Here is a 17,850-nt window from a genome sequence, read left to right on the forward strand (position 1 = left end):
TTTACCGATTAAAAGTATACAGGTAGTTAAAGGAAAAATTCCAGAATAAAATCAAGATAATGGCACACAACTTAGCCACGTAAAAATTCAACTGCGCCTTTTCCGATAGAAGGTATACAATCAGGTTATTTAAGATTAAACCCCCCAGAGAAATAAGCAAAAATTTTGAAAACTGCAGCGCAATGCTTGGGTCGGCACTCCGGAACGTCCAGATTCGATTTAAGAAATAATTACTGACACAGGCAATGGTAAACCCCAAACTATTAGCCAAGTATTTATTCCAGCGCAATTTTTCTTTAACTAAATAGGTAAAACTAAAATCGAGCACTAACCCCGAAAACCCAACGATTCCGAACTTCAGGAATTTAATTATTAAGGCAGGAAGCGTCTCGAACATGCAATTTCTCTTTAATGCAGCAAATTAATGGGCATTTAGCTGCCTATAAAGTAAAAAGGCAAATAATTAAAAATCCGCCAGATTTTAAGGGTTGGCGGGTTTAGCTAATTTTACCCATTTCATTACCTATTATGGCCCGAAAGTAACTTCGGCGCTCCAGTGCCTCAGTGAATCTGATTAGTTAAAGAGATTATACACACTTCCAGCCTAAAATATTGCATTTAAAAGTTTGCTGGATATCTATTTGGTAGCGGTAGCCGGCCTGGGAGGATTTATCATAATGTGGGCATTATGCTTACCTGGGTCCATAATCCAGGGCAAGCCGGGACCATCCGGCTTAAGCGGCAGACCGGTGCTTTCGGCAGTAGCAAATGGAATGTAAACCACCGAACGGATGTAGCCATTTTTTACTTCGCCGGTTGTTTTATCAAAATCTTCGTCGTTAGCTGAAATAGAAAACAAAGTGGTTGGATTTTTCGGCATTTTCAACTTGCCGGATTTGGCTTCTTGCTCCCGGGCATCAAAAATTTCCTGACCCGATTTACCTTCTTTTCGCAAAGCGCGGCCCCGGGCCATAAACGGTTCTAAATCTTTATGGTAGCACGATGCACTAAATCCTTTTTGTTTGGGATCATCGGCGAGGCAAATTAATTCGTTGGTACCTTTCCGGAGCAGTACTAGATTACCATCGCCGGTATACCCGTAAACAGCCGCACCCTCGCGTTTATCCGCCGGAGCCGCCATTACAGCAGCCTTAATCTGAATTTCGGGGGTAGGAACCGTGGTTTGAGCAAAACAAGAAAAACCGGGCGCAGTAACGAGTAAAAACGCGAATAACTTTTTCATAGCCAGATACTTTACGTTTATTTTATTTATAAAAAAATTAAATCCGTCAATAATTAACAAGGTAAAGATTTACCAAAACCGCAGAATTAAAAGTACTATTTTATTCGTGAATTAAGTATTACCCAACATCTATAATTTATCCGGATGAAATAAGGACCTTACCGGGTAGTTACCTTATTTTATAAAATTAGCTCCAATTTTTGTCCGGCTTTTTGTTCAAACGTTTTGCGGCGGCAATTACATCTGCTAGCTCCACCGGATCGCTGAAAGGATCAGGATCGAGAACCGTAACTCGGTTTAGTTCTTTTTGCCAGCGTCGTAGTTCGGCTATATAGGGTTCATGCGGTTGCCGCCTTAATACATCACCTTCCAGGATTAAATTGCAGATGCCATTATTCAGCCATTCGCCGGTGTGCCAATCAGGCATATCTACGGCCGGGAATAAACAAATGCCGTGCAGGTCCATGCCAGCATCCACCGCCGCCAACGATTCCTCCATTACATCTTTCAACCAGGCTGTCCTCCCTTCTTTTAATCCACTGGTTTCTCCAATAATCATGGGTCGGCGATAGCGCTCCCAAACCAGTCGAAGCAAATCACAAAGCGGCTTTATGCGATCATCATCGGGTGGTAAAGCTTGGTGGGGTCCATGTTCACGGTATTCCATCTGGCCAAAAGAATAATTATTAGCCCCTACAATGTCGAGTATTTCGGGCGAACCACCTAGTTCCGGAAGCTCTTTGCCATAAAGTATATCCCAAGCCAGGAAAGTATCTACGTACGTTTCGTGGTGCGCAGCAGCCTCTTGGTCGGGCCGATCGCGGGGAGCTACTACTTGCACCAAAGGATCAATGTGTATCATGCGGGCATCGGGTGTTACTTCGCGAATGGCTTTTACTCCGGCTATAGCGGCTTTACATAAATTTAAACGCAATTGAAAACGATCCTCCTTTGTGTTTTTATAAGGCGCTACCCAGCCCCATTCGCCGCCGCAAAAAGAAAAAAAAGTTATTTCGTTGATGGGAGTAAAAAAGTACGGGCCTGGCAATTTTGGAGTTACATACTCGGCTGCGGCCCGGCAATAAGCCGCAAAACGCTCCACGAAGTTATCTAAAAACGGGTCTAAATCATCGGGGTAACCATAGTGGCATAAATCCCAGATAGGCAAAATCTTATTCTGATTCATGGCTTCCAGCATGGGATCGATGCACGAAAAATCGTATTTACCGTTGGTATCTACCAGTGGCCAAGGAATTCCTTCACGGGCTACTGCAATACCCAAAGACCGGAGCAACTCATAATCTTGCTGCACAAACTGGTGGTGTTGGGTTTCGTGAACCAGGTTGCGGCGCTTTTTATCTTTCCAAAGAAAGGTGGAACACTCGAAGCCGGAAATAAAAAATGTAGGAAAGATACCTGGTTTCTGTGCCATACCTTAGAGAATGATAATTTTATCTGTAATAAAGATAATGAGATTTCGAAAAGAAGTATCCAATGAAGTTCCCTAACCACATAATGCAAGCAAGTAAAAGAATAAAATTAAACAAGCATTTAATTCAGCTTAAACCACTGAATAATAGTATATGTCCGTTAAATATAAAATCTGCTAGGCAATTACTTACGTGTAGTAAGGTAAGTAGCAGATTTTGCTTACCTTGCTTAACTAATCTACAATAAAAACAGTAGCTCCATTCACCGAAGCTATTTTGTGCGCATCTACATTATCGGCTACGGCAAAAGAATCTCCGGCCTGAATAGTTATGGTACGACCGTCTTCTAAAGTAATTTGCAGCGAACCCGCTAATACGAGTACAACATGTCCCCGGTGGCACCAATGATTGGATTGATAATCGGTCAGGTATTGGACTAACTGCACCCGAACATTACCCATACTCCAGATTTTGTTTAAGGCAGCACCACTTAAACCAGGAATTTCGGTAATATCTACGTCGTCCCAGTTAATGTGCTGAAAAGGTATGTTTTCAATTTTCATAGGATTTAAATAAAATTTTCCCGGTGGAATCACGCAAACATTTAAGAATATGCAGGCACTTTTATGCTACAATTGGCTGAGGTTTGGCAAAACGCAAATGCACCAGCAAAGCCAGTACTGATAAAATTATACCTATTATTACGACACCTTGCCATTGCCAAAGATGCCAAAGTTGACTCGCCAGGAAAGTACCGGAGGCACCTCCCAAAAAATAAGTTACCATATACACCGTATTCAGGCGGTTTCGAGCTTCAGGGCGTAAAGAAAAAATAAGCGTTTGATTCGAAATATGAGTGGCTTGTACGCCTAAATCCAGCAAAATTACCCCAGCTACTAATCCAACATAACTACTCCCGGAAACACCGAATATCAGGTAAGATAAAATAATTAGACCAATGCTGTAAGTAGTTACTTGCTGCGAATTGCCTTTATCGCTGATTCGGCCCATAAACGAAGCCCCTAAAGCGCCGAAAGCCCCTACCAATCCAAAGGCGCCGGCCACATCGCTGCCCGCATTAAACGGGGACTCCCGTAATAAAAAAACCAAAGTAGTCCAGAAAGCGGCAAAACTGGCAAAGCACAAAGCACCTCGTATGGCCGCCATCCGCAGCATTGGCTCTTCCCGGATGAGCGAAATAAGTGATTGCATTAAACTCTTGTAATTACCTTTATATTCCGGATATACTTCCGGTAATAAAAAATAAAGCAATATCCAGAGCAGCACCATTACCAAACCGGCAATAATAAATATGGCCCGCCAACCCAGATGCGCTCCCACAAAACCACTGATGGTACGCGATAACAATATGCCAATTAATAAACCGCTCATTACAAAACCTACCGTGCGGCCCCGTTCTTCGGGCCGGGCCAGGTGAGCGGCCATGGGTATTAACAACTGGGGCGTAACCGAAGTAGCTCCGATTAAAAAGCTGGCAACCATTAAAAAGGTACTGTTGGGAGAAAAAGCGGCCAACAGCAGAGCGGCTATAATCATCCCGAAGTTGAACATGATCAGCTTTTTACGTTGGAGCATATCGCCCAGCGGAATGATAAAAAGCATCCCTACCGCGTAACCTAATTGAGTGAGCATGGAGATACTGCCGGCCTTGGCTTCGGTAATCCGGAAAGTTCGGGCAATTTCGTCGAGTAAGGGCTGGTTATAGTATAAATTGGCTACTACTAACCCGGTGGCACTTGCCATTACCCAAAGATTTAACCGGGTTAAGGCGGGCGCTGCAACGGCAGCCGTATTTTTAGTCATGTGATTCAATAATAAGGAACAAAAAACAAAGGCATTAGAAACAACTTGCGCTAAGATGTTACTGACGTAAGCTAAAATGGTTCACAATTATTTCGGTTTTATATTAGTGGAGATGTTGTTTTTACTTTCTTGAAAGAAACACTATTACGAAGTAAATAAAAAAACCCGCCGGAAATGCGGGCGGGTTGATAAGAAACTTTATAAAAAATAAATTTTAGAATAATTTTTCGCCGGGAGGGGTTACGCCTTTCAAACGCAGGTAAACTGTTGTCTGACCACGGTGGTGCGTTTGGTGTTCAAAAGCTTTCTCGAAAGCTAAACCCCGGTTTACGTCCATGTTAAATAACTTTACATTGCTGGCCATTTGCGCATCGGTAGTGTTGTTTAAAGCACTAATTACAAAATCATAACTTTCCAGTACTACTTTACTAAGCGCCGCTTTGGTTTTATATTCATCGAGTTTTTCTAAGTTCTTACCTTGGTACGGATTAGCGGTGCCAGAAGCACCGGAAGCAAAATTAAAATTCGCATTAGCCAAGTGCAGCATTTGTTCCGCAAAACTGCGCATCTCCGGAGTAGGTTTAAAACTTGATCCAGCCTCCGGCATGGCATCTAAATACTCTTTGGTATAGGCTTTTGCCCTTTGCCAATCAGCAACCATTTGGCTTTTAGCCGGCGGATTAGCCGCGAAAGAAACTTTACTGGTAACCATTAAGGCTACCAAAAACAAAACGTTTAATAAAAGAGTACTTTTTTTCATATTAGGTTAGAGATTAAGGTTAGATAACAACATTATAATTACGCAAAACTAATGTACTGAAATTCTTTAACTACTGGTAAATAAATCAAGCATCTAAAATTTAATTTTTTAAGTACCATCTCCTTTATCTTAATCAAAACCAAATATTTGTGAAACGCCAAACTCTATTTACCGGAAAGCATTATTCATACTTTTCCATATCCGGGAATAAGGGCAAGTAGGAATCTCGGATATCGTGCTGCGGTTGATGAATGGTAATAGCTACGCAACGGCCTTGTTCATCTATTTCAAAAGCAATACCAGCGGCTATAGCATCGCAAATAGTTATTTTGCTCTGCTTATTTGGCAATTTATAAGCAGCTGCTTTTATTGCTTCGGGATATTTTTGTTGAATAAACGCCCAGTTTGAACCAACCTGTACAGAATCAGCCGTTCGAAAATAAGGGGAAGTAACGCGGATTTGGTTTACCCGGCTGGCTTCATCGGGCGCTCCCATGTTGGTAGTAAAATAGATAGTAGTTTGATGGCGAGTAGTATCAGGAGCATTGGCGGCGGGTTTCGAGAACCAGGTAGCCAAAGCTTTTCCCATGGCCGCATCACTTACGTCGGGTTTACCTAAACGAGCACCAACCTGCTCGGCTTTTTCCTGTAATTTTGTAAGACCAATACTCTTTCCCGGATTAATTAACTGGCTGGCTTTTACTTCTGGAACTGTTGGCTTAGCATCCGTGGTAAGTTCTGCAGGATTATTTGATTCTAGCTTCTGGTGGCTAACGGCGGTATTTTCTTGCTTACCCGAACAAGCTTGTAAGCTTAGCCACACGAGTAAAGTGCAAATAATTTTTACCTTACCAATTTGTTTCATCAATTTTTTGTCGCCTATTTAGGTTTGGAAAAAGCCTATTAAGAATATAAACTTTGTGCGGGAAAAATACTTTTTAAATGGTGCGTTACACTTGGAGGGCAAGGCCAGGCTCATTAACATCTTCACGCAATTTGCAAGTTTTATGGGATAATAGAAACTAGTAGAACACCATTTTACCCGCTTAGGGCTACCACAATCACTTAAAATTGCCTCTAATTTTCTTTAAACTAAGCTACTTCTTTTTCCGTCATTTTACGCACAATGGCCGTTACTAATTTACGGGGAGCAAATCGGGCGGAATTAGCAGTTAACCAATTTCGGAAGCCGTGAATAGCCACCGTTTTACCGGACATTAAAGCTTTATACCCGTAAGCCGCCACTTCGGCGGAGGTCGGCAACTTTTTAGCTTTAAATAATTTTGAACCTTCTAATGCGGCCGCTTCCAGGAATCCCGACTCGGTAGGTCCCGGGCACAAAGCCGTAACCATTACCCCAGTTCCCTGTAGCTCATTAGCTATGGCCTCCGAAAACGACAATACGTACGCCTTAGTAGCAAAATACACGGCCATCAATGGGCCGGGCTGAAAAGAAGCCGTTGAGGCTACGTTTAAAATCCGACCAGACCGGCGCTTTACCATCTCACGGGCAAAAACTTTGGTAAAATGAGTTAGACTGGTGATGTTCAGGTTAATCATCTGTTCTTCTTTGGCCCAATCTGTTTCGACAAAAAGCCCGAAACCACCAAAACCCGCGTTATTTACCAGGTAGTCGATAATTATATTTTTGGATTGTAGCTCCGTATAGATGGCTGAAACAGCATTTGAATTACTTAAATCCTGTGAGAGGGCTATGGCCTGTATGCCGTAAGTTGACTCTAATTCCTGCGCGATCTGGATTAATCTTGATTCGCTACGGGCCACCAGTACCAAATTATGTTGGTGCCGGGCAAATTCTTTCGCCAGTTCGTAGCCAATGCCGCCCGATGCCCCGGTAATTAAAGCCGTTTTCATATGATTGCTGGTTGGTGCTCTATTTAAAACCAAAAGTCTTCCACTATGTTTAAGTGTTGTTTCGCCGAAGTACTTAATTAGCTTATAAATCGAACTTAATACCTTGAGCTAACGGTAATTCCTGGCTAAAATTAATGGTATTGGTCTGGCGGCGCATGTACACTTTCCAGGCGTCAGAGCCAGATTCCCGACCGCCACCCGTATCTTTTTCGCCGCCAAAAGCTCCGCCAATCTCGGCGCCGGAAGTTCCAATATTCACGTTGGCAATGCCGCAATCAGAACCCCAAGCTGCCAGAAAAGCTTCCGTTTGCCCCAGGTTTGTTGAAAAAATGGCCGAAGATAAACCCTGCCGGACACCGTTTTGAATGGCAATGGCATTTTCTACATCGCCGGTATACTTAATTAAATACAGAATGGGAGCGAAAGTTTCTTCTTGTACGGTTTTAAACGTATTTTCAGCTTCTACTAAGGCCGGCTTCACGTAGGTTCCGGTTTCAAATTCTTCGCCGGATAAAATCTCACCACCGGTTAATAAGGTACCGCCTTCTTCCTGCACCGCTTTAAGCGCTGCCTGAAAACCGGTTACAGCATTTTTATCAATAAGCGGTCCCACTAAAATATTATCGCCTAAAGGATTGCCAATAGGTAAACCAGGATAAATTTTTAAAAGTCGTTCTTTTATCTCTTCGTAAATGGAAGCATGAATAATTAACCGCCGGGTAGAAGTGCAACGTTGCCCGCAAGTACCAACCGCGCCAAAAACTACGGCTCGCAGGGCTATATCCAAGTTGGCGTGTTCCGTTAAAATAATGGCGTTATTTCCTCCTAATTCCAGTAAAGCCCGACCCAAACGGGCGCCTACGGCCGCTCCTACTTTTTTCCCCATTCGCGTGGACCCAGTGGCAGATATTAAAGGAAGGCGATCATCCGCGGCCATTAAAGCCCCTATTTCTGCATCGCCAATAATTAAATTAAAAACTCCTTCGGGTAGATTATTTTCGACTAACACTTCTTTTAAAATATGCTGACAAGCAATAGCAGTTAATGGAGTTTTCTCGGAAGGTTTCCAGACACAAACATCCCCACAGACGGCGGCCAACATGGCATTCCAACTCCAAACGGCTACCGGAAAGTTAAAAGCCGAGATTATTCCTACAATGCCCAAAGAATGGTATTGCTCGTACATGCGATGGCCCGGCCGCTCGGAGTGCATGGTAAACCCATGTAACTGACGCGACAATCCTACGGCGAAATCACAGATATCAATCATTTCCTGCACTTCTCCTAAACCTTCCTGGTAAATTTTGCCCATTTCATAAGACACTAACTTACCTAATGACTCTTTGTACTGGCGCAATTTATTACCGTACTGCCGCACAATGTCGCCGCGCTTAGGAGCCGGTACTCGCCGCCACTGCTCAAAAGCTTGCTGCGCCGTTTTTATAACTGTTTCGTAATCTTCGGGAGTAGCCAGGTTTACGGTAGCAATAAGTTGGCCGTCTACGGGGGAGTAAATAGTTTTACTATTTTTATTCGCCGTTCCGCCCCAGATTAAACCCGTACTATAAGCCGGATTATTCTCCTGAATTCCTAGAGTATTTTTTATTTCTTCAATTATTATTTGTTGCGGCTTGGCATCAATAGCTTGTTTCATGGTTGTAGGTTTTGAAAAAGTAAAATAAAATTGGCTATATAAAGAGTAACTTTTACTCCCTTTGCAGAAAGAACAATTCTGATTACTAAAGTTATAGTTGTAAAATAGAAAGCAATTTAAAATAAAAAAGCCGCTGCTGAAGAGCAACGGCTTTCTGTATTAAATATAGTATGATTACCTCCGACCTATTGGATAAAAAGCTCGCCGACCATCCGGATAGGTACCTTCTACTAATACCCCTGATTCATCTTCGGCACCCTTCAATAAGCGCTCCACATCTTGCGGCTTTTCTACTTTGCTCTTATCAATGCGGGTAATAATAAAACCATCTACCATACCGGTTTGCTTAAACTCGCTGGATTTTACGTTACTGATTTTAGCGCCGCCGTCCAGACCTAATTTCGTCATCTCAGCCTTAGACAAAGGTTCAAACTTAGCACCACCGTAGGTAACAGCTTTTGCTGTTTCACGTTTTACCAGGTTTGTATCACCCATCCGGTTACGGAGGGTAACGGTAGTATTTTTAGTATCGTTGTCGCGCAAGTAAGTAACTTTAACCTTATCGCCCGGACGGTAACGAGCCACTTGCTCTTGTACCGCAGCGCTGGTATTTACGTTTACTCCGTTAATTTGAGTAATAACATCGCCTTTCTCTAAACCAGCTTCTTTCGCCGCACTGTTATCGGAAAAATCGTTGATGTAGATACCATTCAGGGTTTTAATTTTTTTATCCTCGGCTAATTTTGCATCCACTTCCCGCATAGAAATACCTAGGAAAGCTCGCTGCACTTCGCCGTATTTAAGTAAATCGTCAATAACTTTGCTTACTATAGAAGAGGGTACCGCAAAAGAGTAACCGGCAAAAGAACCAGTTTGCGTAGCAATAGCGGTATTAATACCAATTAAGTCGCCGTTCAAGTTTACCAAAGCGCCGCCACTATTACCAGGGTTTACCGCGGCATCCGTCTGAATAAAAGATTCCACACCTAAATTGTTACCACTGGCATCTACGTTCTGTACAATACCTACATTCCGGCCTTTGGCACTAATAATACCGGCGGTTACGGTAGAGTTAAGATTAAGCGGATTACCTACGGCTAATACCCATTCGCCAACCCGCACATTATCGGAGTTACCGTAACGCACAGTAGGTAATTTATCGGCGTTAACTTTTAACAAAGCTAAATCTGTACTGGGATCAGCGCCTATTAATGTGGCCGACAATTCCCGTTTGTCGTCTAAAACTACCTTAATTTTATCAGCTTTATCAATTACGTGGTTGTTCGTAATAATATAGCCGTTAGAAGCAATAATTACTCCTGAGCCAGATCCCATAGAAGGGCCTTGGCGCCGGTGATAATCCTCGAAACTATCCCCAAAGAAATCCCGGAAAAAGGGATCAATATCCTGCCGACGGGAATTTTGAGCCAGTTCGGCACCATACTCCGTCATTACGTGTACTACCGCCGGAGTTACTGCTTCCGCAGCCGTCACAAAATTCAAACCTTCCGGTACTTTTACTTCGCTATCGCGCATTAAGCTCGAATACCGGAAATTACGAGCGGGTTGCTCCTGAGGTGCCTGCACCACGGGCTCGTCATCTTCCAGAAGCTTGTAACCACCAATTGCCATGCTTCCGCCCATAACAGCCGAAAGAACCAGGCCAAACATAAACTGTCTTGGTTTCATCACTTTATAATTAACTATATTTTATTTTCTTTTTTGAATTCAATCTTAATAATTAAACATACAACGCGCAAGTAGTTGGCTTATTGTAATCTGTTTTGTACGTAAATTGGTAAAAGAGATCAATTAAATCAATAACAATCTGGAATAAAAAAGGCGCAGTAAAAGCGCGCCTTTTTTTGATTTATCTTCAGATTAATTATTTAATCTGAATTTGGTGCTTTTTCACTTTCTGCTCATCTTTTGGTACGGTAACATGCAAGATACCGTTTTCAAAATGAGCATCTATTTGCGCCGGATTTACATTATCGGGTAAGAAGAAAGTTCTGCTGAAAGAACCGTATTGGGTTTCGAGCAAGTGATATTTTTTATTTTGGCTTTCTTCTTCTTTGTTAAATTTACGTTCGCCGGCAATAGTTAACTTACCTTCCTGAAAATCGATGTTAATGTCTTCTTTGCTTAAACCAGGTAAGGATACGTGAAACTCATACTGGGTTTCTGTTTCAAAAGCATCAACATGCGGGGTAAAGTCAGCCAACTGACGACGGTTGTTTACAGATTCGTTGAAAAAACGATCTAACATGGTGCTAAAAGTTTGCGGCATTTTATCAGTTAAATAGCCGTTATACTTGGTGATTGTCATTGCTTTAATCTCCTATTGTTTATGTTTTTAAGTTTTATTTTGCTGTTGATACTTCCTTTATAGTAAATTTTGTACCAAAGGCTAAAATCAAGCAAAACCAGACTTTATGACATGAAATCAACATGGTAAATACATCAGCAATGACAACTAGTCCTTAAAACCGGTTAAATGATAGATAGTAAATTTTCAAAGATTGTTCGAAGGGTCACTTAATCTGGTTGAATCGGTGCTGTACGATATACGCTACAACTGGTTATTGCATAATCCTGTATTAAACTTATATAATCCGGGTTGGTAGTAAACCGGTATTGGTGCCTGAAATAGAAAAATCGGCACTTTTAAGTAGGTAAATCCGTTTGAACTTCCGGTCAGATTTCCGGTGCTAAGTATTGTTTATGCTGCGCTTTACCAGCAAATATACTTACAACCGGAAAAAACAGTAAAAAACAGACCCGAGCTTTTATTAATTATGAATTAACGAAACTTCCAACCACAGTATTTACCATTATTTAGGTTAATCAGAAAATATCGGCTATTTCACAAAACGGTTTACTTCAGCTATTCTGCAATTCGGTTAAAGCTAACCAGGCCATTAAGCCAATCCCAATTTCTAAAGCAGCTTCGTCTATATTGAAAGTTGGGGTATGCACGGATGAAATAATACCTAGTTCCTCGTTGCGGGTACCTAAGCGGTAGAAACAAGCATCCACTTGCTGGGTATAATAAGCAAAGTCTTCGGCAGCCATCCATAAATCCAAGTCTACTACATTTTCTTGGCCCAAGTAATTTTCAGCAGCTACACGCATTTTTTCCGTTAATTGAGGAGAGTTTTCCAGAAAAGGATATCCCCGCCGGATCTCGAAATCACAGGAACCGCCCATACTTTCGGCTAATTGTTCCGCCATTTTCTTCATTTTTACGTGCGCCTCAGCCCGCCATTTTTCGTCCATCGTCCGGAAAGTACCTTCTATCTTTACTTCATTCGGAATAATGTTGGTTGCTCCATTGGCAATTACTTTTCCAAAGGAGAGTACAGTAGGCGTTTTAGGACTGGCTGCGCGGCTTACTATTTGTTGCAACGCTACAATCATATGCGCCGTAATCAGAACCGGATCAATATTCATTTCGGGCATAGCACCGTGGCCGCCTTTACCTTTTACCGTTATGTACAGTTCGTCGGCGCTGGCCATGTACATTCCGGAACGCACCCCAACTTTACCCGCGGGTAGTTGCGGAAACACGTGCTGTCCGAAAATGGCTTTTGGAGCAGGATTTTGCAGTACCCCTTCTTTAATCATAATAGAGGCGCCTCCCGGAATTAATTCTTCGCCGGGCTGAAAAATAAGTTTTACCGTACCTTCGAACTGATCGCGCAACCCACTTAGAATACGAGCAGTACCTAACAAAGAAGATGTGTGCACATCGTGGCCGCAAGCATGCATTACTCCTTCCTTTTTCGATTTATAAGGCACCTCATTTTGCTCCGTAATCGGCAAAGCATCCATATCGCCGCGCAAGGCCACCACTTTTTTATTTGGATTTTTACCCTCGATTAAAGCTGTTACTCCCGTTTTAGCAAGTGTAACCGGTTCTAAACCAAAAGATTTTAACTGTTCCGTTACCAATGCGGCTGTTTGGTGTTCCTGGAAAGAAAGCTCAGGATTAGCGTGCAAATGCTGGCGAATCTTGATTATGTCCGGTGCAAATTCACGGGCCAAATTTTTTACAGTATCTTTTAGATCAAACATGTAGATAGTTAAAAGTAAAGAGTTATAAGTAAATGAGGACTTAATATACTTACTTGCAAAAGTAATATGTGGTATTTGGAAAATGGTAATTGTCTTACCGGTTTACATTAATCTGATCCGAAACAATTAAGGCATTAGGTGAAATATCTTTTATTTGGGAAAGTACTTGCTGTGCTTCAATACGATTCATATAATCCCCTATTTTGAGCCGAAAGGTAGGTTGACGGTATTGCAAATAATCCCGTTCTTCTGGTATCCGGTCAATAATAGATCGCCGCATTTCCATAGCTATCTTTCTTTCTGTACCTGTGTAAGCCAGAATCCGGTATCCCTGGGCGTATTTAATGGCCTTATTTGCATTAGCCACGGTATCCAGTAAGGCTAAAACCCGGTTATTTACGTGATGCGTGGGAGTAACGGTTATAACTGGTTCTGTTACTGGTTTGGTTTCATTTATTGTTTCAACTGGTGGAGCAGGAAATTTGGGCCGGAAAGCGCTTAAGTCTTCTACAGCGGCTGTTTCCTCTAATTTGGATACCGTACCGGGAGTACGGGCACAGGAAATAAGAAACAAAAAACTTAAAACCAGCCCGCTAATTTTGTTTTTCTTCATAGTTTATTAATTGCACCCCCGCTGAGGTACCTATGCGGTCGGCACCCGCCCGGATAAGCTCTTTTGCAAAAGCAATATCCCGGATACCTCCCGAAGCTTTAATCCGGACTTTTTCCGGCAAGGATTGTCGCATTAATGCTACATCGGCCACAGAAGCTCCCCGACTGGAAAAACCAGTCGAAGTTTTAACAAAATCTGCTTCAGCTTGGGCACAAAGGTCGCACGCCTGAATAATTTCTTCTTCTGAAAGTAAGGCAGTTTCAATAATTACCTTTAACAAGCCCCCGCGCAGGTGACAAAGAGTAGCCAATTCGCCTACTTCATTTTCCGCATCCGCGAACCGGCCAGATTTAAAAGCAGCTAAATTTAGCACCATATCTATTTCGGTAGCACCGGCACTTAAGGCTTTATGCGCTTCAAAAAACTTAACTTCGGCGGTTTGATAGCCTAATGGGAATCCGATTACCGTGGCAATATGCACCTGGCTGTCTGCTAAGGCATTGGTGGCTATTTTCACGTAGCAAGGCGGCACACAAACAGCCGCAAAGTTATACGTGGAGGCTTCGGCGCACAGCTGCCTTATCATACGCTCGTCGGCATCCGGCCGCAAAAGCGTATGATCTATGTAGCTGGCAATATTAAAATGTGATATGTCTGAATTAGTCTTCAATGATTACGCAACGGTGATTAAGCACATCCTGTTCTACGCTTTTGTATTTTACATCGCGTACTACTCTACCGTCGTTATACTGCACGCTAACTTTATCGTTACGGCCAGCCACTTTATGCGACCGAACTGGGACAGATTTTACAACGGCCTGAGCTTCGGCAGCCTCTTCAGCAGCCGGGCCTTCCAAAACAGAATGAACTTCTTCTTTCTGTATTTTTAAAGCCGGAACTTTTGGCTGCCGGGATTGCCGTGCTTCTTGTACTTCTTCCGGTCTTTGTACCGGAATATCGGCTTTAAACAAGAAAGAAATGGTTTCCTCGTTTACCTTGCCAATCATACGTTTAAACAGCTCAAACGATTCAAACTTATAAATCAATAACGGATCTTTCTGTTCGTAAACGGCATTTTGCACGGATTGCTTTAAATCATCCATTTCGCGTAAGTGCTGGGTCCAGGCCTGATCAATGGTGGCTAAGGTAATAGCTTTCTCCATCTCTTTAATCAATTCCCGCGAATGCGTTTGATAGGCTTTCTCCAGGTTAGTCATGGCCGTAATCTGCTTACGCCCATCCGTAAACGGCACCGCAATTGTTTCGATCATGGCGCGATTCTGGTAGATGTCGGTGATAATCGGGAAAGAATGCTCGGCAATAGCTTTATTCTTATCTAAGTAGAAAGCAAGCGCTTCGTTATACAATTTCTCAGTCAGTTCTGCGGCCTGCTCACTAGCTAAATCACCGGCAGTAATAGCGGTATCAAAGCCAAATACCCGAATAATATTCAAAGTAAAGTCATCGAAATCGCCGCTACCTTTATGGCTAAGGACAATGTCTTCGCTCAGATCGTAGATCATGTTCCAGATATCCAGTTCCAAACGTTCGCCATAAAGCGCATTGCGCCGACGACGATATACTACTTCACGCTGAGCGTTCATCACGTCATCGTATTCGAGCAACCGTTTCCGGATACCAAAGTTATTTTCTTCTACTTTTTTCTGCGCTCTTTCAATAGAGTTAGAAATCATGGAATGTTGAATTACTTCGCCTTCTTCCAAGCCTAAACGGTCCATCAGTTTAGCAATCCGTTCGGAACCAAACAAACGCATTAAACTATCATCCAAGCTCACGAAAAACTGCGAAGAACCTGGATCACCTTGGCGGCCGGAACGACCACGTAACTGGCGATCTACCCGGCGCGATTCATGCCGTTCGGTACCAATAATGGCCAAACCGCCGGCATTTCTGGATTCGGGAGTAAGCTTAATATCCGTACCCCGGCCGGCCATGTTAGTAGCGATAGTTACGGTGCTTGGCTTACCGGCTTCCGCTACAATTTCCGCTTCTTTCTGGTGCAGTTTCGCGTTTAGTACCTGGTGCGGAATCTTCCGGATTTGCAGCATCCGGCTCACTAGTTCCGAAATTTCTACGGAAGTAGTACCAACTAGAACCGGCCGACCGGCAGCGGTTAATTCCTGAATTTCTTCGGCTACGGCATTAAATTTCTCACGTACGGTTTTATAAACTTTATCGTGGCGATCTTCGCGGACTACTGGTTTGTTGGTAGGAATTGTAACTACATCCAGCTTATAAATTTCCCAGAATTCGCCGGCTTCTGTTTCGGCGGTACCCGTCATTCCGCAAAGTTTGTGGTACATCCGGAAGTAGTTCTGCAGAGTAACGGTAGCATAGGTTTGGGTGGCATCTTCTACCCGTACGTTTTCTTTTGCTTCAATTGCTTGGTGTAAGCCATCGGAATAGCGACGTCCTTCCATTACCCGGCCGGTTTGCTCATCCACAATTTTCACCTTACGATCTTCGGTAACAATGTATTCCACATCGCGCTCGAATAAAGTATAGGCCTTCAGAAGCTGGTTAATGGTATGAATCCGTTGCGACTTTTCGGCAAAGTCGTTCATTAATTTTTCTTTGCGGTGCAGCCGTTCTTCGTCCGTAGCCGATTTATCGTTTTCGATGTTAGCCAGTTCGGTACCAATATCCGGCAGAATGAAGAAGTTAGGATCTTCGCCCTGACCGGTAATCATATCAAGACCTTTTTCGGTAAGCTCGATGTTGTTATTTTTTTCGTCGATGGTAAAGTAAAGGGGCGCATCGGCTTCGGGCATTTGGCGGGCATTATCCTGCAGATAGAAATTTTCGGTTCTTTGCAAAGCCGCTCGAATACCGGTTTCACCTAAAAATTTAATAAGTGGTTTGTTTTTAGGTAAACCGCGATAAGCTCGGAACAAAGATAAACCACCTTCTTTTTCATTACCTTCTTTCAATAAACGTTTGGCTTCAACCAAAAAGTTACCCGTTACTTTTTTCTGCGCTTCCACCAGCATCGAAATACGTGGTTTCAAATCGTAGAATTCGTGTTCGTCGCCACGCGGCACCGGGCCTGAAATAATTAAAGGAGTACGGGCATCATCAATTAAAACGGAGTCAACCTCATCTACCATGGCAAAGTGATGCTTGCGCTGCACTAACTCATCCGGATTCCGGGCCATATTGTCGCGCAGGTAATCAAAGCCGAACTCATTATTGGTTCCGTAAGTAATATCCGCCTGGTAGGCCTGGCGGCGATTATCGGTATTAGGCTGATGTTTATCAATACAGTCGATAGATATACCATGGAACTCAAACAATGGCGCCATCCATTCGGAGTCACGTTTAGCCAGGTAATCGTTTACGGTTACTACGTGTACTCCGCGCTTGGCTAAAGCATTCAGAAAAGCTGGCAAAGTAGCCACTAAGGTTTTACCCTCACCCGTACCCATTTCGGCAATTTTACCTTGGTGCAAAACAATACCGCCAATTAACTGTACATCGTAATGGAGCATATCCCAGGTAATTTCGTTACCGGCAGCCATCCATTTGTTAGCCCAAATAGCTTTATCTCTTTCTAAACGAACATTAGGTTTACGCGCCGCTGTTGCCCGGTCAATTTCGGTAGCGGTTACTACTAACTGGCCGTTTTCTTTAAACCGGCGAGCGGTTTCTTTTACAATGGCGAATGCTTGTGGCAACACCTCCATTAAAACCAATTCCAATTGTTTGTTCCGGTCTTTTTCCAGAGTGTCAATTTCAGAAAATATATTTTCTTTCTGCATAATATCCAACTCGGGTTCGTTGGTAACCCGTTGGTGTAAGGCAGAAATTTTAGCATCAATTTCCGTTAGTCGTTCATCTATTATAGATTTGACCGCCTGGGTTCTTTGACGGAGTTCATCATCCGAGATAGCAGCTAGTCTGGCATATTCTTCATTGATTTGTCCCACGTACGGGGTTACTTCTTTAATATCACGTTCGGATTTGGTGCCGAATATTTTGGCAACTGTTTTTCCAATAAAATCGAACATCGCTTGTCGTTAAAAATTAATATAGATGTAGGTCAAAATTACAGGGTTTTTCTGAAATATCGGTATAAAGTAATGTAAAACAATCGGGCTTTACCAACCCAACGGCTACCAATATGGCAGAGCACCTCCTGTTAACAACAAAAAATTAGCCTAAATAATTTAGGTACTCTAATTATTATAGATGGTTTTAAATTACAATCACGTTTTTTATTCTGTTAATCAATCAAATTCAACTATTATTCCGCTACAAACACTCTTACTGACTTAGCAACATAAAAAAATGAGTCGTTTTAACTTTTTTCAAAAATAAGTTTCTGCCTTTCTCTACAACTTAATAAGCTGACTA

General features: G+C 42.7%; 15 protein-coding genes. All 15 read right to left on the reverse strand.

Translation table 11 applies throughout. The annotated features are described in order from the left end of the window. Position 1: 1 nt before the first annotated feature. The 15 genes from AHMF7605_RS13315 to secA all read right to left on the reverse strand — a co-directional run bounded on the left by AHMF7605_RS13315 (position 2) and on the right by secA (position 17,504). Positions 2-397, reverse strand: a complete 396-nt coding sequence (locus AHMF7605_RS13315; protein ID WP_106930082.1) for a GtrA family protein — start codon at positions 395-397, stop codon at positions 2-4. Positions 398-637: 240 nt separating this feature from the next. Continuing rightward, positions 638-1,243, reverse strand: a complete 606-nt coding sequence (locus AHMF7605_RS13320) for a hypothetical protein (protein ID WP_106933467.1) — start codon at positions 1,241-1,243, stop codon at positions 638-640. A 187-nt stretch (positions 1,244-1,430) separates the two neighbouring features. Beyond that, the gene (locus AHMF7605_RS13325; RefSeq protein ID WP_106930084.1) at positions 1,431-2,675 is read right to left on the reverse strand and encodes a family 1 glycosylhydrolase; all 1,245 of its coding nucleotides are present in this window, start codon (positions 2,673-2,675) and stop codon (positions 1,431-1,433) included. A gap of 231 nt (positions 2,676-2,906) precedes the next feature. Next, positions 2,907-3,236, reverse strand: coding sequence for a DHCW motif cupin fold protein (locus AHMF7605_RS13330; RefSeq protein WP_106930086.1), 330 nt, complete (start codon positions 3,234-3,236; stop codon positions 2,907-2,909). Positions 3,237-3,297: 61 nt separating this feature from the next. Then, a complete protein-coding gene (locus AHMF7605_RS13335) occupies positions 3,298-4,497 on the reverse strand; it encodes an MFS transporter (protein WP_106930088.1) in 1,200 nt (399 codons plus the stop codon). A 214-nt stretch (positions 4,498-4,711) separates the two neighbouring features. Then, the gene (locus AHMF7605_RS13340) at positions 4,712-5,257 is read right to left on the reverse strand and encodes a DinB family protein (RefSeq protein ID WP_106930090.1); all 546 of its coding nucleotides are present in this window, start codon (positions 5,255-5,257) and stop codon (positions 4,712-4,714) included. Positions 5,258-5,438: 181 nt separating this feature from the next. After that, positions 5,439-6,122: a hypothetical protein gene (locus AHMF7605_RS13345; RefSeq protein ID WP_106930092.1), complete on the reverse strand. Its 684-nt coding sequence runs from the start codon at positions 6,120-6,122 to the stop codon at positions 5,439-5,441. 227 nt (positions 6,123-6,349) lie between these two features. Beyond that, complete coding sequence (locus AHMF7605_RS13350) at positions 6,350-7,132, reverse strand: SDR family NAD(P)-dependent oxidoreductase (protein ID WP_106930094.1); 783 nt, start codon at positions 7,130-7,132, stop codon at positions 6,350-6,352. Between the two features lie 82 nt (positions 7,133-7,214). Beyond that, positions 7,215-8,786: an L-piperidine-6-carboxylate dehydrogenase gene (gene amaB / locus AHMF7605_RS13355; RefSeq protein WP_106930096.1), complete on the reverse strand. Its 1,572-nt coding sequence runs from the start codon at positions 8,784-8,786 to the stop codon at positions 7,215-7,217. A gap of 174 nt (positions 8,787-8,960) precedes the next feature. Then, positions 8,961-10,475, reverse strand: a complete 1,515-nt coding sequence (locus tag AHMF7605_RS13360) for a Do family serine endopeptidase (protein WP_106930098.1) — start codon at positions 10,473-10,475, stop codon at positions 8,961-8,963. A gap of 196 nt (positions 10,476-10,671) precedes the next feature. Beyond that, the gene (locus tag AHMF7605_RS13365) at positions 10,672-11,115 is read right to left on the reverse strand and encodes an Hsp20/alpha crystallin family protein (RefSeq protein WP_106930100.1); all 444 of its coding nucleotides are present in this window, start codon (positions 11,113-11,115) and stop codon (positions 10,672-10,674) included. 554 nt (positions 11,116-11,669) lie between these two features. Further along, on the reverse strand, positions 11,670-12,863 hold the full coding sequence (locus AHMF7605_RS13370; RefSeq protein ID WP_106930102.1) for a M20 metallopeptidase family protein: 1,194 nt from the start codon (positions 12,861-12,863) through the stop codon (positions 11,670-11,672). 94 nt (positions 12,864-12,957) lie between these two features. Then, entirely contained in the window at positions 12,958-13,476 is a 519-nt protein-coding gene (locus tag AHMF7605_RS13375; RefSeq protein ID WP_106930104.1) for a sporulation protein, read from the reverse strand. Further along, positions 13,457-14,146, reverse strand: a complete 690-nt coding sequence (gene deoC, locus AHMF7605_RS13380; protein ID WP_233219043.1) for a deoxyribose-phosphate aldolase — start codon at positions 14,144-14,146, stop codon at positions 13,457-13,459. Before deoC ends, AHMF7605_RS13375 begins: the two co-directional genes overlap by 20 nt. Further along, the gene (gene secA / locus AHMF7605_RS13385; RefSeq protein ID WP_106930106.1) at positions 14,136-17,504 is read right to left on the reverse strand and encodes a preprotein translocase subunit SecA; all 3,369 of its coding nucleotides are present in this window, start codon (positions 17,502-17,504) and stop codon (positions 14,136-14,138) included. Before secA ends, deoC begins: the two co-directional genes overlap by 11 nt. Between the last annotated feature and the right edge of the window lie 346 nt (positions 17,505-17,850).

The sequence above is a fragment of the Adhaeribacter arboris genome, assembly GCF_003023845.1.
Classification (GTDB): domain Bacteria; phylum Bacteroidota; class Bacteroidia; order Cytophagales; family Hymenobacteraceae; genus Adhaeribacter; species Adhaeribacter arboris.